This is a genomic window from Ralstonia sp. SET104 (assembly GCF_003851545.1).
Lineage (GTDB): Bacteria > Pseudomonadota > Gammaproteobacteria > Burkholderiales > Burkholderiaceae > Ralstonia.
Map to the genome: position 1 here is coordinate 13,791 of NZ_BHVX01000025.1, position 21,661 is coordinate 35,451.

The 21,661-nt window shown below is 63.2% G+C and carries 24 protein-coding genes and 1 pseudogene; 20 read left to right on the forward strand and 5 right to left on the reverse strand.

The genetic code is table 11. The features are described from left to right. The first annotated feature begins 4 nt into the window (after positions 1 to 4). Entirely contained in the window at positions 5 to 748 is a 744-nt protein-coding gene (locus tag PSUB009319_RS21475; RefSeq protein WP_124384202.1) for an ABC transporter ATP-binding protein, read from the forward strand. 22 nt (positions 749 to 770) lie between these two features. Here the strand turns inward: PSUB009319_RS21475 and PSUB009319_RS21480 are convergent, their stop codons facing one another. Together PSUB009319_RS21480 and PSUB009319_RS21485 are read right to left on the reverse strand one after the other, a co-directional pair. After that, on the reverse strand, positions 771 to 1,073 hold the full coding sequence (locus tag PSUB009319_RS21480; RefSeq protein WP_124384203.1) for a hypothetical protein: 303 nt from the start codon (positions 1,071 to 1,073) through the stop codon (positions 771 to 773). 95 nt (positions 1,074 to 1,168) lie between these two features. Then, a pseudogene (locus PSUB009319_RS21485) lies at positions 1,169 to 1,683 on the reverse strand (GNAT family N-acetyltransferase). Between the two features lie 179 nt (positions 1,684 to 1,862). Between PSUB009319_RS21485 and PSUB009319_RS21490 the strand changes: the two are divergent. Together PSUB009319_RS21490 and PSUB009319_RS21495 are read left to right on the forward strand one after the other, a co-directional pair. After that, complete coding sequence (locus PSUB009319_RS21490) at positions 1,863 to 2,735, forward strand: D-amino-acid transaminase (protein WP_124384204.1); 873 nt, start codon at positions 1,863 to 1,865, stop codon at positions 2,733 to 2,735. Between the two features lie 65 nt (positions 2,736 to 2,800). Continuing rightward, positions 2,801 to 3,358: a surface-adhesin E family protein gene (locus tag PSUB009319_RS21495; RefSeq protein ID WP_124384205.1), complete on the forward strand. Its 558-nt coding sequence runs from the start codon at positions 2,801 to 2,803 to the stop codon at positions 3,356 to 3,358. A 43-nt stretch (positions 3,359 to 3,401) separates the two neighbouring features. On the opposite strand, the gene PSUB009319_RS21500 is transcribed toward PSUB009319_RS21495, so the two are convergent. Both PSUB009319_RS21500 and PSUB009319_RS21505 read right to left on the reverse strand, forming a co-directional pair. Then, positions 3,402 to 3,638, reverse strand: a complete 237-nt coding sequence (locus tag PSUB009319_RS21500; protein ID WP_124384206.1) for a hypothetical protein — start codon at positions 3,636 to 3,638, stop codon at positions 3,402 to 3,404. Positions 3,639 to 3,810: 172 nt separating this feature from the next. After that, positions 3,811 to 4,785: an alpha/beta fold hydrolase gene (locus PSUB009319_RS21505; RefSeq protein WP_124384207.1), complete on the reverse strand. Its 975-nt coding sequence runs from the start codon at positions 4,783 to 4,785 to the stop codon at positions 3,811 to 3,813. A 394-nt stretch (positions 4,786 to 5,179) separates the two neighbouring features. Between PSUB009319_RS21505 and PSUB009319_RS21510 the strand changes: the two genes are divergently transcribed. The 5 genes from PSUB009319_RS21510 to PSUB009319_RS21530 all read left to right on the forward strand — a co-directional run bounded on the left by PSUB009319_RS21510 (position 5,180) and on the right by PSUB009319_RS21530 (position 9,878). Further along, positions 5,180 to 6,421, forward strand: coding sequence for a cytochrome-c peroxidase (locus PSUB009319_RS21510; protein ID WP_124384233.1), 1,242 nt, complete (start codon positions 5,180 to 5,182; stop codon positions 6,419 to 6,421). A gap of 41 nt (positions 6,422 to 6,462) precedes the next feature. After that, positions 6,463 to 7,839: a porin gene (locus PSUB009319_RS21515; RefSeq protein ID WP_124384208.1), complete on the forward strand. Its 1,377-nt coding sequence runs from the start codon at positions 6,463 to 6,465 to the stop codon at positions 7,837 to 7,839. Positions 7,840 to 8,016: 177 nt separating this feature from the next. Beyond that, positions 8,017 to 8,577, forward strand: coding sequence for an FMN-binding protein (locus tag PSUB009319_RS21520; protein WP_124384209.1), 561 nt, complete (start codon positions 8,017 to 8,019; stop codon positions 8,575 to 8,577). Further along, positions 8,577 to 9,356 carry an FAD:protein FMN transferase gene (locus tag PSUB009319_RS21525; RefSeq protein WP_124384210.1) on the forward strand — a complete coding sequence of 260 codons (780 nt, stop codon included), beginning with the start codon at positions 8,577 to 8,579 and terminating at the stop codon, positions 9,354 to 9,356. Before PSUB009319_RS21520 ends, PSUB009319_RS21525 begins: the two co-directional genes overlap by 1 nt. Positions 9,357 to 9,389: 33 nt before the next feature. Beyond that, positions 9,390 to 9,878, forward strand: coding sequence for a hypothetical protein (locus PSUB009319_RS21530; RefSeq protein WP_124384211.1), 489 nt, complete (start codon positions 9,390 to 9,392; stop codon positions 9,876 to 9,878). 16 nt (positions 9,879 to 9,894) lie between these two features. Here PSUB009319_RS21530 and PSUB009319_RS21535 read toward each other — a convergent pair whose 3' ends face one another. Further along, positions 9,895 to 10,878, reverse strand: coding sequence for a LysR family transcriptional regulator (locus PSUB009319_RS21535; RefSeq protein ID WP_260393104.1), 984 nt, complete (start codon positions 10,876 to 10,878; stop codon positions 9,895 to 9,897). 225 nt (positions 10,879 to 11,103) lie between these two features. On the opposite strand from PSUB009319_RS21535, the gene PSUB009319_RS21540 reads away from it, so the two are divergent. The 12 genes from PSUB009319_RS21540 (at position 11,104) to PSUB009319_RS21595 (ending at position 21,638) form a co-directional block, all read left to right on the forward strand. Next, complete coding sequence (locus PSUB009319_RS21540; protein WP_124384212.1) at positions 11,104 to 12,168, forward strand: porin; 1,065 nt, start codon at positions 11,104 to 11,106, stop codon at positions 12,166 to 12,168. A 485-nt stretch (positions 12,169 to 12,653) separates the two neighbouring features. Then, a complete protein-coding gene (locus PSUB009319_RS21545) occupies positions 12,654 to 12,968 on the forward strand; it encodes a DUF1153 domain-containing protein (RefSeq protein WP_124384213.1) in 315 nt (104 codons plus the stop codon). A gap of 5 nt (positions 12,969 to 12,973) precedes the next feature. After that, positions 12,974 to 13,786, forward strand: a complete 813-nt coding sequence (locus PSUB009319_RS21550) for an IS3 family transposase (RefSeq protein ID WP_124384235.1) — start codon at positions 12,974 to 12,976, stop codon at positions 13,784 to 13,786. 102 nt (positions 13,787 to 13,888) lie between these two features. Further along, entirely contained in the window at positions 13,889 to 14,350 is a 462-nt protein-coding gene (locus PSUB009319_RS21555) for a GNAT family N-acetyltransferase (RefSeq protein ID WP_124384214.1), read from the forward strand. Between the two features lie 217 nt (positions 14,351 to 14,567). After that, positions 14,568 to 14,873, forward strand: a complete 306-nt coding sequence (locus PSUB009319_RS21560) for a recombinase-like helix-turn-helix domain-containing protein (RefSeq protein WP_124384215.1) — start codon at positions 14,568 to 14,570, stop codon at positions 14,871 to 14,873. 69 nt (positions 14,874 to 14,942) lie between these two features. Then, positions 14,943 to 16,010, forward strand: a complete 1,068-nt coding sequence (locus PSUB009319_RS21565) for an aromatic ring-hydroxylating dioxygenase subunit alpha (protein ID WP_124384216.1) — start codon at positions 14,943 to 14,945, stop codon at positions 16,008 to 16,010. Continuing rightward, positions 16,003 to 16,776 (forward strand): SDR family oxidoreductase, encoded by a 774-nt coding sequence (locus PSUB009319_RS21570; RefSeq protein WP_124384217.1) that lies wholly within the window; start codon positions 16,003 to 16,005, stop codon positions 16,774 to 16,776. The genes PSUB009319_RS21565 and PSUB009319_RS21570 overlap by 8 nt, the downstream gene beginning before the upstream one ends. Positions 16,777 to 16,816: 40 nt before the next feature. Beyond that, the gene (locus PSUB009319_RS21575; protein ID WP_124384218.1) at positions 16,817 to 17,353 is read left to right on the forward strand and encodes a cupin domain-containing protein; all 537 of its coding nucleotides are present in this window, start codon (positions 16,817 to 16,819) and stop codon (positions 17,351 to 17,353) included. A gap of 4 nt (positions 17,354 to 17,357) precedes the next feature. Beyond that, on the forward strand, positions 17,358 to 18,260 hold the full coding sequence (locus tag PSUB009319_RS21580; RefSeq protein ID WP_124384219.1) for an alpha/beta fold hydrolase: 903 nt from the start codon (positions 17,358 to 17,360) through the stop codon (positions 18,258 to 18,260). Between the two features lie 12 nt (positions 18,261 to 18,272). After that, the gene (locus PSUB009319_RS21585) at positions 18,273 to 19,100 is read left to right on the forward strand and encodes an IclR family transcriptional regulator (RefSeq protein WP_024979220.1); all 828 of its coding nucleotides are present in this window, start codon (positions 18,273 to 18,275) and stop codon (positions 19,098 to 19,100) included. Between the two features lie 2 nt (positions 19,101 to 19,102). Beyond that, entirely contained in the window at positions 19,103 to 19,906 is an 804-nt protein-coding gene (locus tag PSUB009319_RS21590) for an SDR family oxidoreductase (protein ID WP_124384220.1), read from the forward strand. Continuing rightward, positions 19,899 to 21,638: a thiamine pyrophosphate-binding protein gene (locus PSUB009319_RS21595; protein ID WP_124384221.1), complete on the forward strand. Its 1,740-nt coding sequence runs from the start codon at positions 19,899 to 19,901 to the stop codon at positions 21,636 to 21,638. Before PSUB009319_RS21590 ends, PSUB009319_RS21595 begins: the two co-directional genes overlap by 8 nt. The last annotated feature ends 23 nt before the right edge of the window (positions 21,639 to 21,661 follow it).

Consider the following 21,661-nt stretch of genomic DNA (forward strand, 5'->3'; position numbering starts at 1 on the left):
GCGCATGTCGATCATCCTCGAAGTGAAGGACCTGCACGTCCGCTACGGCAAGGTGGAAGCGCTGCACGGCGCCAACCTGAAGGTGGAGGCGGGGCAGATCGTCACCGTCATCGGCCCGAACGGCGCAGGCAAGTCGACCATGCTGGGCGCCATCATGGGCGCGCTGCCCACGACGGGTTCAGCCAATGGCGTGGTCTCGTATCTCGGTCACAACCTGACCGGCTTGCCGGTGGAGAAGCGTGTGGCGCGCGGCATGTGCCTCGTGCCTGAGAAGCGCGAGCTGTTCGCCACCATGAGCGTGGAAGACAACCTCGTGCTCGGCGCCTATCGTCGCAAGCGTGCGGGCGAGCGCAACTATCTGGACCAGATGGATGTGGTCTATGACCTTTTCCCGCGCCTGAAGGAGCGCCGCGTGCAGGAAGCCGGCACGCTCTCCGGCGGCGAGCGCCAGATGCTGGCCGTGGGCCGCGCGCTGATGGCCAAGCCCCAATTGCTGATGCTGGACGAGCCGAGCCTTGGGCTTGCGCCGCTGATCGTCAAAGAGATCTTCCATATCATCAGCGACCTGCGCAAAACCGGCGTAGCAACGCTGCTGATCGAACAGAACGCGCGCGCCGCCCTGCAGGTGGCCGATTACGGTTACGTGCTGGAAACCGGCGACATGACGCTCGAAGGCCCCGCGCACGCGTTGGCTGTCAACCCGCGCGTGATCGAAACGTATCTGGGGCTGGCGAAGAAGGCCGCCTGACTATCGTTGTCAGGCGCAGCGATCAATCGTCGTCATCGTCATCGCCGTGACGACGGTGTTTCCAGTACTCGTGTTCGCGCCTGCGTTGCTCGCGCCACTGCCTTTCTTGCCATCTGCGGGCACGCCAGTCGTCGTAGTAGTAGCCGGGGCCAACGATGACCGGCTGCGGCTCGACGTACACAGGTTGCGGCGCATACACCGGCGCCGGCGCGACATATACCGGTGCAGGAATGCCAATGCCAATGCCGACATCGACGTGAGCCTGCGCGGCCTGAGGTGACAACACGGCGGCGGCTAGCGCACACAGTGCCAGAATCTTTTGCATGGTGAAACTCCTCGACATGGTTGCACTGTAGTCGAGTGGCACGTGCGTGGTCTTGCAAAAGCTATACGGGTGTTACGAAATGTAACGCGACGGCGTCAAGCGAGCGTGCGTTCCATCAATTGGGTGTCTGCACCATAGATGGCGCGTAGCGTTGCGAACGGTTCCGCTTCGACCGCAACGCGGCGATAGCCGAGGCGATGCCAGAACACGTTGGCGCCTTGCACGGCCACCAGACGCGATTGGCGCAAGCCCTGCGCCTGGGCTGCCGCGCAGGCAGTCGCGTAAAGGCGCTCCCCCAGGCGCTGCCCACGGCCGGCGCAATAGCCATGTCGTGTACGAACCAGAGCACATCGGCCGCATCTCCTGCATCTGCTGTTGGGAGCGGCATGTGCAATTTGGGCGGCTCCCATGCGTGCCACGCATGCGAAAGCAGGTAGCCGACCACCTCGGCGCCACCCAGCGCGACCAGGCACATGGCCGGACTGCGCGCCCAGCGGCTGGCAAGCGCATCGTCCGATTCCAGGAACCCGTCGCCGTAGCACGCCTGCTGTACGGTCAGGATGCCGCGCAGGTCGTCTGCAACGATCGGGCGAATGCTGAGTGCAGACACGGATTCGGGGTGGGGCGGCAAATTGGCAAATCGGCAAGTCTACCGGACGCTTGCAGGCCATCATGCTGATTTCGCATAACGTGCGCGCGCATCGGTATTCGCGGCAGGGCGCACGTATCCTGTCACTTCGTTGGCAGGGCAGTCCGGCCCCGCTCCCACTTGAATTCCTTTCTTCCAGCATGTCTCGAATCGTCTTCCTGAACGGCCAATACGTGCCGGCTGCTGAAGCCACCATCTCCATCATGGACCGTGGCTTCACGTTTGCCGATGGCATCTACGAAGTGACCGCCGTGGCGCGTGGCAAGCTCATCGACAGCGACGCGCACCTCGCGCGCCTGTCGCGCTCGCTATCCGAGATCGGCATCGAAAACCCTTATACCGAAGCCGAATGGACGCGTGTGTGCGAAGCGCTGGTGGCGCAGAACGAGCTGGAAGAGGGCGTCGTCTACATGCAAGTCACGCGCGGCGTGGCTGAGCGCGATTTCGGCATTCCCGCAGACATCACGCCCACTGCCGTGGCGTTCACGCAGGTCAAGACCATCGTCAACAGCCCGCTGGCGCGCAAGGGCGCAACCGTGGTGACGGTGCCCGACCTGCGCTGGAAGCGCTGCGACATCAAGAGCGTTGGCTTGCTGCCGCAGGTGATGGCCAAGCAGATCGCCGCCCGCGCTGGGGCTCACGAAGCCTGGATGACCGACGGCGACCGCGTGACCGAAGGCGCGTCGTCCACCGCGTTCATCATCACCGCCGACAAGCGTTTGATCACGCGGCCGTTGTCCAACGCTGTGCTGCCGGGCATCACGCGCGTATCGATCCTGGCGCTGGCGCGCGAACATGGCCTGACGCTGGAGGAACGCACCTTTACCGTGCAGGAAGCCCAGCAAGCCGCTGAGGCGTTCTACACGAGCGCATCGACGTTCGTCATGCCGGTGGCATCCATCGACGGCGTGAAGGTCGGCAATGGCGAGCCGGGCCCGCTTACGCAGGCGCTGCGCACTCTGTACCTGCGCTTTGCTGGCGTGGATGCCGCAGAGCCCGCGGATCAGATGTGACCAAAGCGGTTTCGCCAGCGCGGTAGAATCGCTCGCTAAGTTTTTGCAGCAAGGCGAGATATCCAATGAAAACAGGAGGCTGGCGCTGGCAAAGCGCCATCGCGGCGACCGCTCTGGTTGCTGCGCAGTGGGCAGCGATGCCCGCGTTCGCGCAAACCGTATTGCCGTCGGCCGCTACGCCGTCGGCGGTTGTGCCGGGAGTTTCCGCGGGCAATGCGTCCCCGGCGCCTGAATCCGCCAGTACTGGTTCGCGCTGGCGCCGGTTCGAGAGCATCAACGGCATCGTGTCGTATATCGACCGGCAATCGGTCAAACCACAGCCAAGCGCTGAGGCGGATGCCGATACGCACACCGTGCACTTCCGGCTGCTGCGCAACGTGCTGCCCGATTTCACGATCAAGACAGCAGACGGCCAGCCGATCCGCTCGTCGGTCAAGCAGGTGGTGCTCGATTGCGCGCGACATAGCTACACGGTCATTGCGCAAACGCTCTATCGCGCACGCAACGCGACGGGCGCGCCGCTTTATCAGATCCGCTACGGCGATGAAGCGCCAAGCCGTTCGCTGCGCGAAGGCAGCGTATTCGAGTGGATTGCAGGCCGCTTTTGCGGTGCGGGCCACTAACGTTCTGGCTGGCAAGGGCGGTATAAACGCCGCCCTGGCGTGCTCAGATTGGCGCGGCTTCCCGACTGTTGCTTCCGTTCTCGCTTCTGTTCTCGCTTTCCTCGCGACCTCGCGCGTAAGGCTGCCGTTCCTGCTCAAGCTCGGGATACCGGCGTGAAGCGAAGCCCATGGCGGCTTCGTACGAGCCAAACTGGTTCGATTCGGCGGCCACGCCATCATTGACCAGGATTGCGTACCACTTCCCGTATAGCGGGCCGTACACCACGACCTTGCTTTTCATTGTCTTGTCCCTGTTTCTTGTATCGATTGCCGGCGGCGCGGTTTGCGCGCAGCGGCGGCTCGAGCCGTCCGGGCGCCAGGTCATGGCGCGCCGTCAGCGTTGTGGCTGACGATGATTGCAGGTGTGCTGCGCGCGCGTCAACGTTTGCGTTGGGCGCAATGCTCTAGTGGCGTCAAGCCCGCGCCAGCGTGCCGGCCACGCGGGCTCGCCGCAGTTCGGCCGGTTCGTGGCCTGATTCGACGTAATCTGCAAAGCGGCGGATGCAGTCCGCCACCCAGTCGGGGTGACGCAGGGGCAGCCAGTGGCCCGCGTCGATCTCGTGGCGCCAGTAGTGAGGCACCCACGCTTCAATCGCGTGCGTGACGGCGGGGCTCACGTAGCGGTCTCGCGTCGGCACGATTAACTGCACCGGTGCATGCGGTGCGCGTGCCTGCGGGCGCGCGAGGCGCTCGCGAAAATTCGCGCGATACATCCGCAGGCCGTTGCAGGCATCGCGCACCAGCGTCGGCCGTTGGGCTTCGATGCGAACGCCCTCTGTCTTGTGCAACCACCACGGCCAGGCCCGTGCCACCCACAGCCGCCACGACCATTCCGGCACCAGCGGCAGGTGAAAGTACCCCACGTACCACGATTGCAGCCGCTGCTTCCACACGGCGCGCTGGGCGGCCCATGTGCCAGCACCGAGCTGCATGCGCATCCAATGGCCGACGTGGTCCAGGCACGGGCCCGAGATCGACGTGTATGACGCAATGCGCCCGCGCAGCCGCTCAGTCGTCACTGATTCCCAGCTATGGATGGAACCCCAGTCATGCCCGACCAGGTGGAAGCACTCGTCGGGCAGCAGTGCATTGGCCACGGCGGCAAGGTCGTCGGCGAATTGGGAGATGCGGTAACCGGTGGTGTCAGCCGGAGCGTCTGACAGGCCAGCGCCGCGCACGTCAAAGGTCAGGACGCGGCGGTTGCGTGATAGCGCATCACGCACACCATGCCAGACGGAACTGTCGTCCGGATACCCGTGCACGAGAACGATTGCAGGTGCGTGCTGCGCGGAATGGTCGGCGGGCTGGATCAGGCGCGCATGCAGGCGAACGCCGCCTGAGCGCACAACATGGGATGACTGCTGGACGACGGCGGCAGGTGCGGGCATCGGGAGGGCTCCATGTCGATCAAGAGTGACATTGATCGATGGCATGGTAGGCGCCTCGCTGGGCGTTTGACAATGCGCAACTTTCCTAACGCTGTGTGTCCCCGTCGCAACAAATCTCGTGCTTTCCCTGAGCAATTTCCATAGAATGCGAACGCGAATTGTTCCTATTACCATTAATTGAGCCGTCCGAGCAGGCGAAAAGACTGTCGGCATCAGGGAAATGCAAGAAAAAGAACAGAAAGGGGGCGGCGTGTGCGCGCGTTTGCTTGTGCGTACGTCGATGCGCGCGGTGTGGCTGGTGGTTTCGGCCACCCTGGTAGCGGCCTGCGGGGGAGGCGACGGCGGCAGCAGCACGTCAACAACGGCATCGACTGCGACCAATACGCTGTCGCCGATGGCGCAGGTGGGCAAGCAGATCTTTTTCGATCAGACGCTCTCGGCATCGGGCAAGCAGTCTTGCGCGTCGTGCCATGACCCGGCGCGCGGGTTTACCGATCCGAACAACCTTGCGGTGTCGATTGGCGGGCCGAATTCCAACCTGCCGGGCCTGCGCAATGCGCCGTCGCTGAACTACGCGTCATACACGCCGAACTTCAAGATCGACGGCACGGGCAAGGCCTCTGGCGGATTCTTCCGCGATGGCCGTTCGCCATCGTTGGCGGATCAGGCGCAGCAGCCGTTCACCAACGAATTTGAGATGGCCAATGCATCGGCCGACGACGTGTTGAAGACGCTGCTCACGCGCCCATACCTCGATCAGTTCACGGCGGTATTTACCAAGGCTGGCATCCAGGACAGTGCGACCGCCATGCAGAGCATCGGCCGCGCGCTGGCCGCCTTCCAGTCTGAAGACCCGAGCTTTCACACATTCGACAGCAAGTACGACGCGTACCTGGCCGGCAAGGCCACGCTGGCCGACGCGGAGATGCGCGGCCTGCTGCTGTTCAACAACCCAACCAAAGGCAATTGCACCGCGTGCCACGTGTCGTCGCGCACGGGCAGCACGCCTGCGCTGTTCACCGATTTCACGTACGACAACGTCGGCATCCCGCGCAACTGGGGCATTGCCGCCAACCTGGAAGGCACGACGCTGCCCTATGTGCCGAAGAACGGTGCTGCGCTCGGTGCGCCCAACTACAGCTACTACGACCTGGGTATCTGCGGCCCGCTGCGCACGGACTTCCGCGTGGGCGGCTCGACGTGCGGCAAGTTCAAGGTGCCGACGCTGCGCAACATTGCGCTCACGCCGCCGTACTTCCACAACGGCGTGTTCCAGACGCTGGACCAAGTGGTGGCGTGGTACGTCACGCGCGATACGCAGCCTGATCGCTGGTACGTCAAGGCTGACGGCACACCGGATGTCCCGTACAACGATCTGCCCGTTGCCTTCGATGGCAACGTGAATGTGGCCGAGGTGCCATACAACCCCGCCGCGGCACCGTCGATGACGAACCAGGAGATGAGCGATCTCGTGCATTTTCTGTGCACGCTTACCGATGGGTTTGATCCGGCCAATCCGTCGGCCTATCGCGTGCCGGCGCAATGCGGCTCCACTGAAGCCAGCGTGGGCGCCGCCCGTATCCAGACCGTTTCTGCCGGCGCAGCCACGCTGGGCAAGACGGCAAGCAGCCAATAAACCGATTCAAAGTTCAAAGCAAAACCAGGGAGCGTCACAGCATGAAACGAACCGCATTGTCGGCCGCCGCAGCCATCGCGCTGATGGGGGCTGGCGCAGCCAACGCCGCCACCACGGCGCAACTCGAACACAAGCTCGATGCGATGGCCGCGCAGATTGAAGCGCTCAAAGCCGAACTGAAGGAAGTCAAGACGCAGAACGCGACGCTCGCCACGCAGCAGCAGACGCAAGCGAAAGCCCAGGCCCAGCAAACGGCCGCCCTGCAAGACGTGCAGCAGACCGTGCAGACGGCGCAGATCGCTTCGTCCAAGCCGTCGCCGCTGGACAACCTCACGCTGTGGGGTTACGGCGAGGTCAACTACAGCCGCCCGACCCGTCGCTCCGAAGACACCAAGATGGACCTGTCGCGCGCCGTGTTCGGCATTGGCTACAAGTTCAACGACAAGACGCGCTTCAATTCGGAGTTTGAAGTTGAGCATGCGATTGCATCGTCGTCCGATTCGGGCGAGTTTGAGGTCGAGCAGTTCTACATCGACCACAAGCTGACCGAGAAGATCGGCTTGAACGCGGGCCTGTTCCTGATCCCGGCGGGCTTCATCAACCGCAACCACGAGCCGACCAACTACTACGGCGTGCATCGCAATTTTGTTGAAACGCTGATCATTCCGAGCACGTGGCGTGAGGGTGGTCTCTCGTTGTATGGCGATACCGACTTCGGCCTGAACTGGAACGTGGGCCTGACCACCGGCCTGAACCTGGCCAAGTGGAGCTTCAACCCGGAGAACCCGCTATTCAACTCCGCGCTGGAGATGCAGAACAATGGTGCGGGCCCGCTGCAGCAGACCCACCAGGAGCTGGGGCTGGCAAACGCGAAGAACCTGTCGCAGTACGTGGCGCTCAATTACACCGGTATTTCGGGCCTGACACTCGGCGGCTCGGTTTTCACGGGCAAGAGCAGCCGTGCGCGCACCGACGCGCCGCTGCCGGAGCAACGCGCAACGCTGTATGAAGCGCACGCCCGATGGACCCCGGGCAAGTGGGATCTGTCTGCGCTGTATGCACGCGGCACGCTCAGCAACACCGCCGCTGCCAACCAGTTGAACCCGGGCGCAGCCAACCCGATGCCATCGGCGTTCTATGGCTGGTACATGCAAGCCGCTTACAACATCTGGCAGAAGGGCGATTACCGCCTCGCACCGTTCGTCCGCTACGAGCGCTACAACATGGCCGAGAAGTACGAAGGTCTGGCGCCGGGCTTTGCCTCGCCGTCGGGCTGGCCCCTGCTGGCCGACACGGTGTACACCATCGGCGCGAACTTCTACCTGAACCCGAACGTGGTGTTCAAGATCGACTACCAGCGCTTCAAGCAGAACCGCGATTTCTCGCGGGTTGATCTGGGCTTGGGCGTCTCGTTCTAAGAACCTGCTCGCGATCCTGCTGTGCGGCTCGATCTTGACCCTGCCAGGCTCGCCGTGCCTATGTACGGCTGCCTGGTGGGCAAACTCGTCGGGCCAACCTTGGGCCGCTCGCTACGGATCGTGAACGGGTTCCAGGCTGTACCGATTCAATGAAATGAACCGAAGGAGGCGCAAGCCATGCGTTACCAGCCAGTGCCCATCGTTCTCGTGTGTGCAGCCGCCGTGGGCGCACCGGGTGCCGTTATCACGCAGGCTTTTGCAGCCGACTATATGACTGCTGCCGAGGCCCAGAAGGCGATGTTTCCCGAGGCCACCAGCTTCGAGCCGGTGCTGCTCACGTTGTCGGCCGACCAGCTCAAACAGTTGGCCGATCGTGCTGGCGGTGCGGCCAAGCCGGGTGCCTGGCGCGCGTGGCAAGCCAGGCAGGGTGACAAGACACTCGGGTACGTTGTCACCGATGCCGTCATCGGGAAGTTCGAGCTGATCAACTACGCCGTCGGCTTGAACGCGGCGGGCGAGATCAGCGGCGTCGAGATCCTCTCCTATCGCGAAAGCCACGGCTATGAAGTTCGCAACAAGCCGTGGCGCGCACAGTTCCTGGGCAAGTCGGCCAAGTCGGCGCTGCGCGTGGGGGATGACATCAACAACATCAGCGGGGCAACGCTGTCATGCACGCACCTGACCGATGGCATCCGCCGCATTGCGGCGATGGCGCAACTGGCGCTCGTCAAGCACTGATGCCGGTCGTCTGCCGGCGCGCGCGTCCGCTGCTCGGCACGCTGGTCGATGTGCAGGCCGAAGGGCCCGATGCCGCGGCGGCGGTCGCGGCGGCGTTTGATGAGATTGCCGCCGTGCATGCGCTGTTGAGCTTTCACGCGCCGAGCAGCGAGTTACAGGCAATCAACCGCGCTGTACCGGGCGCGCGATTGAATGTCGATCGCCGCACGCTTGCCGTCTTGCGCGTGGCGGCCACGCTGCATGCCGAGTCGGCGCGTGCCTTCGATTGCCGTGTCGGCAACGCCGAGGATCTGGCCGATACGCGCTTTCCTGTGGCCTTCGACGGCGATGTCCTTCTCAAGCAGACCCGCGCGTCGATGGATCTGGGTGGCATTGCTAAAGGCTATGCCGTCGATTGCGCCGTCGAGGCAATGCGCGCGCATGCGATCGGGCGTGCCGTCGTCAACGCGGGTGGCGACTTGCGCCACCACGGCGTGCAACCGATGACCGTGCAGGTGCGCGACACGCGCAACGCGGCGCGGATCGCCGCAACGGTTCGGCTCGACAATGCCGCGCTCGCCAGTTCAACCGCGGGTGGGTTGGGCGCCGTTGCAGATGGCGCGTCACGCATTCACGGTGCAGACCGGGTTGCGCTGCCTGCATGGGCAGGCGCCACGGTGCAGGCACCCATCTGCATGCTGGCCGATGCACTGACCAAGATCGTGCTCGCCACAGGCAATGCCGCGCATCCGTTGCTTGGCCGCTACAAAGCGACGGTGGCCGTATACTCGCCGGGTTGATATTCGCCGATTCATCGGTTTTCCCTGCACGTCATGTCCGCTCCTCCTCGTTTTTCGCATCATCTGCGCGAAAGCGCCTTCCGCCTGAGCCGCCGCCGGCGCTGGATGGTGTATGGCGTGTTTGCAGCGCTGCTGGTGACGGGCCTGATCTGGCTGGCGCTGCATTTTCTGGACGATGGCAGCGAGAGTGGCACGCAGGTGCTGGCGTGGAGCATGAAGGTGCACGGCGCGGCTGCCATGGCGGGTTTGTACCTGTTTGGCATGCTGTGGGGGCCGCATATCCGCAACGCGTGGGTGCGGCGGCGCAATCGCGCGGCGGGCGCAGTGTTTGGCACGCTGACGGCGGTGCTTGTGGCGACCGGCTACGCGCTGTATTACGTCAACGGCGAATTGCCGCGCCAGAGTGCAGAGATCCTGCACTGGCTGGCAGGCGTGACAGTGTGCATCGCCCTGTGGGTGCACATCGCGATCGGGCGCAGGAAGCGCAAGGCTTCATCGACCCCCGCGACGTTCCAGATGTGAGGATCGGACGGGCGGCTCAGGTCGGGCTGCGGTGCGCCGCTGCCGCGCCCAGCGTTGATTCGAGGGTGGCCAGCAACACGCGAACTGCCGCCGGCATGTTTCGCCTCGCGGGCATGAGCGCGTAGATCTTCAGCGGTGACGAACGGTAGGCGGGCAGGACGTGTATCAAGCGTCCGCGGGCGACTTCGTCAGCCGCAAACTGTTGCGACAACCGGGTCACACCCAGGCCGTGCAGGGCTGCGCGCATGCGCAGTTCGGCACTGCGTGTGCGCATACGCGGCTGGACCGGCAAGATTTCCGGTTCGTTGCGTTCGTGGAAGAACTCCCAACTGGTCTCCTCGTCATTGGCGATGGTCGGCCAGTCAGTCAGATCAGCAGGGCGTGTGGGACAGCCCAAACGCTGAACCAGCGTTGGCGATGCAAAGAACGCGCGCTCCAACAGAACGACCCGCTTGCACACGAAGCCACTGTCACGTAACGACGTGTTTGTCATGACGAACGCCAGATCGTAGCCCTGTCGAACGAGATCGGGTAGTTCCCACGTCACGTCGACGCGCACCTGAAGATCGGGATGGCTCTGCATGAGCTGGGACAGGCAGGGGGATAGCTGCTGAACGCCGATCTCGGCAGGCGTGGCGATCGCCAGCGTGCCGCGAACCTCCTCGGAAGCCACCTTGGCGTCTCGGGTCACATCACTCAACGCCTCGAACAGCGGCGCCAGCTTTTCATAAAGGAGCCTGCCCTGCTGGGTGATGCGCACATGTCTGGTGTTCCGCTCGAAGAGTCTGGCGTGCACGCTTGCCTCGACGCGGGACACGGCCAGGCTCGCCGATGATTTCTGCACGCCCGCCAGTGCCGCCCCTTTTGTGAAGCCCTGGCCTTCGACAACCCTGCAGAAGATTTCCCAGTCTTTCCAGTCGGCCCCTTTCAATTTTTCATCCTTTTGTGTTTCAGCTAAGCCAGTTTTCTGGTTAGGCAGTGCTCGAATTTTGCCATGCATCTTCCTTCTTAATTTTTCAGCAATGTGAACAGATTGTTCGGAAAAAAGAACACAGTGTTTTCGGTCTTTCGCTTCTTTCTGGAGGCCGGCCCCCCTTAGACTTGCACCGCCTTCTTACGACGGTTCATTCCGATTCGCCTGGATGCGGATTCGCAAATGAAAGTTGAACAGATTCACGGGCATAAAGTTAAAAGATCATTCGTTCAAGCATAATTGGGACTGATAATGAATAAAGCTCTCCTTGCAGTGACAGCACTGGCCAGCACCGTGTCCTGCGCCGCGTTTGCCCAGTCGTCCAGCGTGACGCTCTACGGCATTGCCGATGCCGGCCTCAGCTACCAAAGCCACGTGAATGCCGGCGCCAACGGCAACGGTTCGGTCGCTGCGCTCACCTCGGGCGGTCTGTCCGGTTCGCGCTGGGGTATCCGCGGGGTGGAAGACCTCGGGAATAATCTGAAGGGTATTTTTGTGCTGGAGAGCGGTTTCGATATCGATACCGGCAAATCCGCCCAGGGTAGCCGCCTGTTTGGCCGTCAGGCTTACGTTGGTTTGCAAGGCGACTTTGGCGCTGTCACGCTGGGGCGTCAACAGAACGCGCTGTATGACCTGTTTGGCGCCTACGACCCGATGGCCGTCGGCCCGGCGTACTCGCTCAACTCGGTCGATAACCAGTTCAACGGCCGTGCTGATAACGCCGTCAAATACACGGGCAAGTTCGGCGGCCTGACCGCAACCGGCTTCTACAGCTTTGGCCGCGACACCAACTCGGGCCTGGGCGGTGAAGTGCCGGGCCACTTCAAGGTCGGCACCAACTTTGGCGGCGGCCTTGGCTATGCGAACGGTCCGCTGTCGGTGGGCGTTGCTTATGACCAATACCAGGGCAGCACCGTTGCCTCGTCGGCCCTTACCGCCCGGCGTACCGCCATTGGCGCATCGTATGCGGTGGGCGACGCCAAGGTGTTTGCGGGCTATCGCTGGATGCGCGACGAAGTCACGACCGGCTCGGCGCGTCACGACAACCTGTACTGGCTCGGCGCACTGTACAAGTTCACGCCGGCCTTCACGCTGACCGGCGCGGCCTACTACACCAACGCCCGCACCGACAGCAACAGCTCGTGGATGTTTGTCTTGAACGCTGACTACGCATTGTCCAAGCGCACCGACGCCTACGCGCTGGTTGGCTATGTCAACAACAAGGGCAACGCGACCTATGGCGTGACGGGCAGCGCAAACACGCTGCCGGGCCAAAACCAGACCGGCGCAATGATTGGCGTGCGCCATCGCTTCTGATCGGGGTCAGCTCGTCAAAGCAATCTGGCACGCCCGCGTGCGTGCCGATGTAAGTTCATATCGACCTTGACTTGTCACTGGGTTCAAGGACGTTTGGCCGGCAGAAGTGCCGGCCATTTTTTCTTTTGGGGATTGGAAATGACCAAAAGAAAACAGCCCACCGGGAGGACGGCGGGCCGCAAGGTTGACAGCAGGAAAGACCGATTGAAGCGGACGCCGGACCTGGCATCCCCGAGCTTGCATCCCATTCAGTCCGGCGATATGGCTGGTACAACACCCGACCCTTATCGTGATGACGCTGATGTGCGTGGAGATCGCACTGCCCGATACCGGGTCGTGACCGGGCCATGGAGCGCACTGTAAAAGGTCGATGCTTTCAGCAAACTTTCTTCTCCCCATGGATTGACTCAGGGCTATCCCCAGGGCTGTGAGCCGATGTATTGACCCAGTGAAAACCTGCTCACGTCACAATAGGAGAAATGACGATGAGCACGAAGATGGAAGAAGACATCAAGCGCTGGACGGCCAAGCGCAAGAGCGCGCTGGTGCTGGACATCATCCAGGGCAAGACGACGGTAGCGGAAGCCAGCCGCGCCTACGACCTGTCGCCCTCCGAGATTGAAGGTTGGGTAGACGACGGCAAGCGCGGCATGGAGAACGCGCTGCGCGCCAACCCGCTGGATGTGAAGGAGCAATACGAGCGGCAGATCAAGGATCTGCAGGAAGCGTACGGCGAAGCCATGCTGGAGTTGCGTGCTCGAAAAAAATTGCAGTCCCTGCTGGGCGAGGACGAGAAGTGATCGAGATGATCCGCCAGGGACTGCAAGCCGACGGCATTACCGTCTCGATCTCTAAGCTGTGCCGGTGGTTTGAGGTGCCGCGCCGCACCGTGTATTACCGGACGGTGAAGTCCGCGCCGAAGGTCCAGGCTCGCTTCGCGGAGCCGATCAAGACGATGATCGAAGAGTCGCCGTCGTTCGGCTACCGGACGGTGGCACATCTGCTGGGGTTCAACAAGAACACGGTTCAACGCATCTTCCAGCTCATGGGTTGGCAGGTTCGCAAACGTCCTGTCGGCTTCCGGCCGCGCATTCAAGCCGTGCCGTCGGTGGCCACCGCACCGAACGAGCGCTGGTCGACAGATATGTGCCGCGTCTGGGCAGGCCGAGACGGTTGGGCGACGCTGGCGCTGGTGATCGACTGTCACACGCGCGAGTTGCTTGGCTGGCATCTGTCGCGCAGCGGCCGCGCCAGTACGGCTTCGAGCGCGTTGGAGCATGCGCTGATCGCTCGGTTCGGCCTCCTCGGACGGGTGCCGAAGCCGTTCCTGCTTCGAAGCGACAACGGCCTGGTGTTTACGAGCCGCGATTACACGGCCTTGGTGCGCAGTTATGGCCTGCGCCAGGAGTTCATCACGCCGCACTGCCCGCAGCAGAACGGAATGGTTGAGCGCGTGATCCGCACGCTCAAGGAGCAATGCGTGCATCGGCATCGCTTTGAGACGCTGCAACACGCCAGCCGCGCGATCGCGGATTGGATTCACTTCTACAACCATCGACGGCCACACCAGGCGCTGAAGATGAAAACCCCGGCTGAGGCGTTTGCTTTAGCCGCTTAACTTGTGCAGGTTTCGCTGGGTCATTACACCGATGCCTATCAGCATTGGGGTCGCACGCCTCATGGCTGGCACAATGGCGGCTTGCCCGCACGGATTCCTGCCATGGCTGCAAATTTGTGTATTCGCCCCATCCGTCAAGATGACTTTGCCGCCTGGAAACCCCTCTGGGATGGCTACAACGCCTTTTACGGCCGCGCGGGCGAAACTGCTTTGCCTGATCTCGTCACGCAGACGACATGGCAGCGCTTCTTCGATGAGCGGGAACCCGTCTACGCCATGGTCGCTGAGCGCGAGGGCGTGTTGCTCGGCATCGTGCATTTCCTCTTCCACCGCAGCACGACGCAGGTGCAGGCGAGCTGCTATCTGCAGGATTTGTTCACGGTTGAGGTTGCGCGCGGGCAGGGTGTTGGGCGCGCGCTGATCGAGGCTGTGTATCGCCGTGCTGCCGAGGCGGGCTCGCCGCGCGTGTACTGGCAAACGCACGAAACCAACGTAACGGCGATGAAGCTGTACGACACCATTGCCGAAAAATCCGGCTTCGTCGTCTACCGGAAGTTTCTGTAATTGCGTTCGGGGCGCTGGGGGTGAGTTCGCCTCAAAACTGGCGCCGGGTGGGCAATCCGGCTGAATAGCCGGCTTCCAGCGTGCCATTTTTTTCCAAAGCCATAGGGTAATCCCGCATCTTCGATTTCTAAGACGCGGTCTATAGTTGCACCTGTGTTCCAGATATTAACAGACGTTTCATAGGTAAAACAAGTGAAACGTGATGGAGTCGACAGAAATGCAACCGCAATACAACCCCGACCTCGCTCCGTGGGAGCCGATTTCTCCGAACAACGTCGCTGGCAAGGGCCGTGTCGAGCGCCCCGGCCACGTTGCCAATCTGGTGTGGCAGACGCGCGCTGCCGAGCCGGCTGCCTATGAGAGCCAACTGGCCGATTCGCTTGAAGCAGCGTTCCTGGGCGGCGCGCAGACGCCGGCCGATATCGTCGTCGTGCTGAATGAGCGCGGCCCGCGCAACGCTGCCGGCGGTGAGGCCTGGACGGAAGCGGCATTCCTGGCGGAGATGCGCCGCCTGGGCGCCTGAGTACCACACGATTCGACGCCGCATCGTCCACAGAGACGGCCGGCGCAACCCCATCAAGCGAGGTAAGCAATGGAAGGCAACAAGGAAGCGCAGAAGGAAGCGCGCATCAACACCGGTCTGCGCAACTACTGGTATCCGGTGGCGGCGTCGTGGAATGTGAAGAACGCCCCGGTGGGCATGACCCGCCTGAGCCAGAACATCGTGCTGTGGCGTGATACCGCTGGCCAGGTGCATGCACTCGAAGACCGCTGCCCGCATCGCGGCGCACGCCTGTCGATGGGCTGGAACCTGGGCGACCACGTGGCCTGCTGGTACCACGGTGTTGAAGTGAACGGCCAAGGTACGGTCACGAGTGTGCCGGCAGTCGATGCCTGCCCGATGGAAGGCAAGACCTGCGTACGCAGCTACCCCGTGCAGGAACGTGCCGGCGCCATCTTCCTGTGGTTTGGCGATAAGGCCCCCTCCGAGTTTGACGATGCCGTCGGCACGCTGCGCTTGCCCGAAGAGCTGACCAGCGACGAGCACAGCCACTTCCTCTGCTTTGCACACTGGAACGTCAACTACCGCTACGCCATCGACAACGTCATGGACCCGATGCACGGCGCATACCTGCACGCTGTGTCGCATTCGATGGCCAGCGGCGAGAAGAAGGCCGTGATGGAAGTGGTTGAAACCGAGCACGGGATCATGTTCCAGAAGACCGGGCAGCGCGGCGTGAACTTCGATTGGACCGAGTTTGGCGAGACCGGCACGATGTGGCTGCGCCTGTCGATTCCGTATCAGCCGAAGGTGGGGCCGGGCGGCCCGTTCACCATCATCGGCATCGTCACGCCGGTGGATGAAGAGCATTGCATCGTCTACTTCTGGCGCACGCGCCACGTGCAGGGCTGGGAGCGCGACGTGTGGCGCTTCCTGTATCGCAACCGTCTGGAAGGCCTGCACTGGGATGTGCTCGAACAGGACCGCGTGGTGCTCGAATCGATGGCGCCTGAAGCGCGCGATCACGAGACGCTGTACCAGCACGACATCGGCATCACGCGCATCCGCCGTGTGCTGGCCCGCCGCGCTGCTGCCGAGTTGGCCGATGCCCCGGTCGCGATGCTCAAGCCGGTTGCCACGGAAGCCCAACATGCCTGAGCGCAATCCAGCCACCGGATTGCTGGCCGGCCGCAAGGTGCTCGTGACAGGTGCCGCACGCGGGCTGGGGCTGGCATTTGCCAAGTCCATTGCGCAAGCCGGCGGCGCGGTTGCGCTGGCAGACATTCTTGGCGAACGCGTGCAGGAAGAGGCCGCAGCACTGCGCGCGGCCGGTTTCGAGGCCCACGGCTTCACGCTCGATCTGGGGGATCCGGCTTCCATTCGGGCCTGTGCTGTGGCGGCTGCGCAGGCACTGGGCGGGCTCGATGGCCTTGTCAACAACGCGGCCATCACCAATTCGGGCGGGCGCGATGCCTCGTCCATCGACGTGGACACCTGGGACCGCGTGATGACCGTCAACGTGCGCGGCACCTGGCTGATGACGACGGCCTGCCTGCCGGCACTCAAGGCGTCGGGGCGCGGCGCCATCGTCAACCTGTCGTCAGACACGCCGCTGTGGGGCGCGCCCAACTTGCTGGCTTATGTGGCCAGCAAGAGCGCCGTCATCGGCATGACCAAGTCTTTGGCGCGTGAATGCGGCGCAGACGGCATCACCGTCAACGCTATCGCGCCGGGTTTGACGCTGGTGGAAGCCACCGAATATGTGCCGGCGCACCGGCATGCGCTGTACCGCGACCAGCGCGCCATCTCGCGCGATCAGATGCCCGGCGACGTCTGCGGCGCCGTGCTGTTCGCGTTGTCCGATCTTTCCCGGTTCGTGACGGGCCAGACGCTGGCCGTCAACGGCGGTTTTGTCATGCAGTAATGCAGTAACGCATCCACACACCATTCAGAAGAGGTATTCGATGAGCGATCTCTCCGAACAACAGCAAGTGCAGCGCACGTGGGACCGCCCGGAAGGCGCGTCGTTTGAAGACTGGATGAACAGCCGCGTGGCGCGTTTTTCCACCCGCCGATACGACTGGGATGCCCTCAAATTCCAGGCCGACTACGACCCGAAATACCGCCGCGCGCAAATGCGCTACCTCGGCACGGGCGGCACGGGCGTGTCGGCTGACACCAACACGGTGCCGGCGGAACACTTCACGTTTTCGACCATGGTCATTCCGGCAGGCCACGAAGGGCCGTCGCACCTCCACACCGATGTGGAAGAGGTGTTCTTCGTCATTCGCGGCAAGCTCAAGCTGGTGTTGGAGAAAGACGGCGAGCGTTACGAGACCATCCTGACCGACCGCGATCTCGTCTCGGTGCCGCCGGGTGTGTACCGCGAAGAAATCAACATCGGCGATGAAGACGCGCTGATGTGCGTGATGCTCGGGGCCAAGAAGCCGATCACGCCGACGTACCCGCCCGAGCACCCGCTCGCCAAGATCAAGCGTTGATGCCATGAGCGCGCAGGCTGTCATGTCTTCTGCACCATTTCGCGTTGCTGATGCGCTTGCCGCGCTCGGCGCCGCATTTGCCGAACACACCGTTACGATCAACGAGCGCGGCGATCGCATCGGCTATCGGCAATGGGGCGAGCGCGGGCCGGTGGTGGTGCTGTTGCACGGCATCAGCTCCAGCGCTGCGTCGTGGCTGCCGTGTGCGCGGATGCTGTCGCAAACCATGCGTGTGCTCGCATGGGATGCGCCAGGCTACGGCAACTCCACGCCGCTTGCACAAGCCGAGCCGCGCGCAGCCGACTATGCCGTGCGGTTGCGTGCGTGGCTTGCCGAGCTGCATGTGAAGCCCGACGCGATCGTCGGCCATTCGTTGGGCGCGCTGATGGCGTCTGCCTATGTGGCCGAAGCGCCGACAGTGATGCAGCCCAAATGCTTGCTGCTTCTGAACCCTGCACAGGGCTACGGCCGACCGGGGCAGGAAGAAGAGTCGCGCAGCGTGCAGGCCCAGCGCCTGGCAACGCTCGATCAGCTCGGCATCGATGGCATGGCGGAGTCGCGCCATGCGCATCTGCTGCGGCCCGATGCCACTGATGAAGAACGTGCCTGGGTGCGCTGGAACATGAAGCGCCTGAACGACGAAGGGTATCGCCAGGCCGTGGCGATGCTCAGCGGCGATGACATCAACACCTATCTGGGCAAGCGGCCCGCATCAACGTCAGCACAAATCGCCTGCGGCGATGTGGATTGCATCACACCCCCGCAAGGCTGCAGAGCGCTGGCCGAGACGTTCGGCCTGCCGTTTGCGCTTGTGCGGGCTGCCGGGCACGCCTCCTATATCGATACGCCTGATGCCGTTGCAGGCTGGATCGAACAAGCCGTCCTCTCCAATTTTCGAAACGCCTAAGCGCGAAGACGTATGAGCAATGACCTCATCCCAGAAGACGTGCAGGAAAAGTACATCGTGCCTGGGCTCGAACGCGGCCTGCGCCTGCTGTGCGAGTTCAGCCACAAAGACCGCGTGCTGTCTGCACCGGAATTGGCGCGCCGCCTGAAGGTGCCGCGCTCGACGGTGTTCCGTCTGTTGACCACGCTTGAAGTGATGGGCTTTATCGAGCGTGTCGATGGCGGCCGTGATTTCCGTCTCGGTATGGCAGTGCTGCGCCTGGGCTTTGAATATCTGGCCTCGCTGGAGTTGACCGAGCTGGGCCGTCCGCTGCTTGATCGTCTGCGTGACGACATCCATTACCCGTGCAACCTCGTCGTGCGTGACGGCCGTTCGATCGTTTACGTGGCGAAGTCAGTGGCGCCCACGCCGTTCACAAGTTCGGTCAATGTCGGTACGCGCCTGCCCGCGCATGCGACGGTGCTGGGCCGCGTGTTGCTGGCGGATCTGTCGTTGGCCGAATTGCGCCAGCTCTATCCGGAGCCGCAGCTGGAGGTGTTCTCCGCAAACACGCCGCGCACGGTAGAAGAGCTGTTCGAGATGGTCCAGCGCGACCGCGAACACGGCTACGTGCTGCAGGAAGGTTTTTTCGAGGCCAACATTTCTACGATTGCTGCGCCCGTGCTGGACCGTGCCGGCAAGGTGGTGGCTGCGCTCGGCACCACCATTCCGTCGCCGCGCATCGAAGCCGCGCAACTCGATTTGATGATCGACAAGGTGCGCGCCGCTGCGGGCGAACTGTCGTACTTGCTGGACTACCGCCCCGCCAGTGGCAAGGTCGTCAATCTGTTCCGGGAATGACCATGCCGATGATCGACCTGACTGGCAAGACCGCTGTTGTGACCGGAGGTTCGTCCGGCATTGGTCTCGCCACCGTTGAACTGCTGCTGGAAGCCGGCGCCGCCGTGGCGCTGTGCGGACGCAATGCAGAGCGCCTCGCAAACGCCGAGGAAGGCTTGCGTAACCGGTTCCCGAAGGCCACGTTGTTCGCCGCCAAGTGCGACGTGCTCGATGCCATGCAGATGGCCGCGTTTGCCGATGCCGTGGAACAAGCGCTCGGCCCCATCGACATCCTGATCAACAACGCTGGCCAGGGCCGCGTCTCGACCTTTGCCGATACCGACGATGCCGCGTGGACGCAGGAGCTGCACCTCAAGTTCTTCTCCGTTATCCACCCCACGCGTGCCTTCCTGTCGCAACTGGAACGCTCGGCGCACGGTGCGATCGTCTGCGTGAATTCGCTGCTGGCGCAGCAGCCCGAGCCGCATATGGTGGCCACCTCGGCCGCGCGTGCCGGCGTGCTTAATTTGGTGCGCTCGATGGCCACCGAGTTCGCGCCGAAGGGCGTGCGTGTGAACGGCATCCTGATCGGGCTGGTCGAGTCCGGCCAGTGGCGCCGCCGCTTCGATGCGCGCCCCGAAGAAGACCAGCATCTCGACTGGGCCGCGTGGACGCGCCGCCTGGCCGCGCAAAAGCATATTCCCCTTGGCCGCCTGGGCCTGCCCGAAGAGGCAGCCCGCGCCATTCTGTTCCTTGCCTCGCCGTTGTCTTCGTACACCACGGGCAGCCACATCGATATCTCCGGAGGACACTCCCGTCATGCTTAATAGACAACAACAGGAACGACAACACGAACAACAACTGGTCACGGTGGGCCACGCGATTGCAGCCTTCCTGGAGGCCTGCGAGGTCAAGGCCGCCTTTGGCGTGATCTCCATCCACAACATGCCCATCCTTGATGCGATGGGCGAGCGCGGCAAGATTCGCTTCATCATGGCGCGCGGCGAAGCAGGCGGCGCCAACATGGCCGACGCCTATGCCCGCACCACGGGTGGCCTGGGCGTATGCCTGACCAGCACCGGCACCGCGGCGGGCAATGCAGCCGGTGCGATGGTCGAGGCGCTGACCGCCGGCACGCCGCTGCTCCATATCACTGGCCAGATCGAAACGCCGTATCTGGACCAGAGCCTCGCATACATCCACGAAGCGCCGGACCAGCTCACGATGCTCAAGTCCGTCTCCAAGGCTGCCTTCCGCATTCGCAGTGCAGACACCGCCATCAGCACGATGAAGCTGGCGGTGCAGACAGCGCTGACGGCGCCGACGGGCCCGGTGAGCGTAGAGATTCCCATCGACATTCAGGCCGCGCTGATCCCGATGCCGGACGATTTGCGCCCGCTGCAGGTGCCGCAGCATGTGCCCTCGGCGCACGCGCTGGATGCGCTGGCCGAGCGCCTGTCACACGCGCGCCGTCCGATGCTCTGGCTGGGCGGTGGCGCACGCCACGCTGTCAAGCAGGTCAAGCGTTTGATGGATCTGGGTTTTGGCGTGGTCACCAGCACGCAGGGCCGCGGTATCGCGCCGGAGGATGATCCGCGCTCGCTGGGCGCGTTCAACCTGCACAAGCCGGTGGAAGCGTTCTACCAGACGTGCGATGCCATGGTCGTGGTCGGCTCGCGCCTGCGCGGCAATGAAACGCTCAAGTACGAACTGAAGTTGCCGCGTCCGTTGTACCGCATCGATGCAGATGCCTCGGCAGAAGGCCGTTGCTACGCCAGCGACTACTTCGTCTGCGGAGATTCGGCCCTCGCGCTGGATGGCCTGGCTGACCGGCTGGAAAACAGGATGCAGATCGACGCTGCATTTGCCGGTGATCTGCGTGCAGCACACGATACGGCGGTGGGTGGCCTGATCGATGGCCTGGGCCCGTATGCGAAGCTGGTGGAAGCGCTGCAAGCTGCCGTGGGCCGCGAGTTCAATTGGGTGCGCGACGTGACGGTGTCGAACAGCACCTGGGGCAACCGCCAACTGCGCATCTTCGATTCGCGCGCCGGCGTGCATGCGCTGGGTGGCGGCATCGGCCAGGGCCTGGCAATGGGCATTGGGGCGGCCATCGGCTCGGCGGCCACGGCGTCGGGCAAGACCACGTTCTGCCTGGCCGGCGACGGCGGCTTCATTCTGAATCTGGGCGAACTGGCCACTGCCGTGCAGGAGCAGGCCAACCTTGTCATCGTGCTGATGAACGACAAGGGCTACGGCGTCATCAAGAACATCCAGGATGCGCAATATGGCGGCCGCCGCCACTATGTGGATCTGCATACGCCGGATTACGCGGCGCTCGCACAGTCGCTGCAACTGCGCCATCGCCGTGTGTCCGATCTGGCGGATGTGGGAAGCGCGCTGAAGGAAGCCGCCGCGGGCGAAGGCCCGTTCCTGATGGAGATCGACATGCTCTCCATCGGCAGCTTCAAGACCGTCTTCGCAGGCCCGCCGGTCAACCAGCAGGCCAAGGAAGGCTTGGGCGAACGCGCTGCCGAACGCACCACGGTGGTGGCGTGAGCCTGCAAGCGAATCCATCCAAG

Bases quoted from the DNA above. Each gene is read 5' to 3' on its own strand.
- PSUB009319_RS21480 (WP_124384203.1), bottom strand. From the start codon at position 1,073: ATGCAAAAGATTCTGGCACTGTGTGCGCTAGCCGCCGCCGTGTTGTCA.
- PSUB009319_RS21595 (WP_124384221.1), top strand. From the start codon at position 19,899: ATGCTTAATAGACAACAACAGGAACGACAACACGAACAACAACTGGTC.
- PSUB009319_RS21590 (WP_124384220.1), top strand. From the start codon at position 19,103: ATGCCGATGATCGACCTGACTGGCAAGACCGCTGTTGTGACCGGAGGT.
- PSUB009319_RS21510 (WP_124384233.1), top strand. From the start codon at position 5,180: ATGGCGCAGGTGGGCAAGCAGATCTTTTTCGATCAGACGCTCTCGGCA.
- PSUB009319_RS21530 (WP_124384211.1), top strand. From the start codon at position 9,390: ATGTCCGCTCCTCCTCGTTTTTCGCATCATCTGCGCGAAAGCGCCTTC.
- PSUB009319_RS21525 (WP_124384210.1), top strand. From the start codon at position 8,577: ATGCCGGTCGTCTGCCGGCGCGCGCGTCCGCTGCTCGGCACGCTGGTC.
- PSUB009319_RS21585 (WP_024979220.1), top strand. From the start codon at position 18,273: ATGAGCAATGACCTCATCCCAGAAGACGTGCAGGAAAAGTACATCGTG.
- PSUB009319_RS21500 (WP_124384206.1), bottom strand. From the start codon at position 3,638: ATGAAAAGCAAGGTCGTGGTGTACGGCCCGCTATACGGGAAGTGGTAC.
- PSUB009319_RS21535 (WP_260393104.1), bottom strand. From the start codon at position 10,878: ATGCATGGCAAAATTCGAGCACTGCCTAACCAGAAAACTGGCTTAGCT.
- PSUB009319_RS21545 (WP_124384213.1), top strand. From the start codon at position 12,654: ATGAGCACGAAGATGGAAGAAGACATCAAGCGCTGGACGGCCAAGCGC.
- PSUB009319_RS21490 (WP_124384204.1), top strand. From the start codon at position 1,863: ATGTCTCGAATCGTCTTCCTGAACGGCCAATACGTGCCGGCTGCTGAA.
- PSUB009319_RS21550 (WP_124384235.1), top strand. From the start codon at position 12,974: ATGATCCGCCAGGGACTGCAAGCCGACGGCATTACCGTCTCGATCTCT.
- PSUB009319_RS21580 (WP_124384219.1), top strand. From the start codon at position 17,358: ATGAGCGCGCAGGCTGTCATGTCTTCTGCACCATTTCGCGTTGCTGAT.
- PSUB009319_RS21575 (WP_124384218.1), top strand. From the start codon at position 16,817: ATGAGCGATCTCTCCGAACAACAGCAAGTGCAGCGCACGTGGGACCGC.
- PSUB009319_RS21515 (WP_124384208.1), top strand. From the start codon at position 6,463: ATGAAACGAACCGCATTGTCGGCCGCCGCAGCCATCGCGCTGATGGGG.
- PSUB009319_RS21475 (WP_124384202.1), top strand. From the start codon at position 5: ATGTCGATCATCCTCGAAGTGAAGGACCTGCACGTCCGCTACGGCAAG.
- PSUB009319_RS21570 (WP_124384217.1), top strand. From the start codon at position 16,003: ATGCCTGAGCGCAATCCAGCCACCGGATTGCTGGCCGGCCGCAAGGTG.
- PSUB009319_RS21505 (WP_124384207.1), bottom strand. From the start codon at position 4,785: ATGCCCGCACCTGCCGCCGTCGTCCAGCAGTCATCCCATGTTGTGCGC.
- PSUB009319_RS21495 (WP_124384205.1), top strand. From the start codon at position 2,801: ATGAAAACAGGAGGCTGGCGCTGGCAAAGCGCCATCGCGGCGACCGCT.
- PSUB009319_RS21520 (WP_124384209.1), top strand. From the start codon at position 8,017: ATGCGTTACCAGCCAGTGCCCATCGTTCTCGTGTGTGCAGCCGCCGTG.
- PSUB009319_RS21565 (WP_124384216.1), top strand. From the start codon at position 14,943: ATGGAAGGCAACAAGGAAGCGCAGAAGGAAGCGCGCATCAACACCGGT.
- PSUB009319_RS21560 (WP_124384215.1), top strand. From the start codon at position 14,568: ATGCAACCGCAATACAACCCCGACCTCGCTCCGTGGGAGCCGATTTCT.
- PSUB009319_RS21555 (WP_124384214.1), top strand. From the start codon at position 13,889: ATGGCTGCAAATTTGTGTATTCGCCCCATCCGTCAAGATGACTTTGCC.
- PSUB009319_RS21540 (WP_124384212.1), top strand. From the start codon at position 11,104: ATGAATAAAGCTCTCCTTGCAGTGACAGCACTGGCCAGCACCGTGTCC.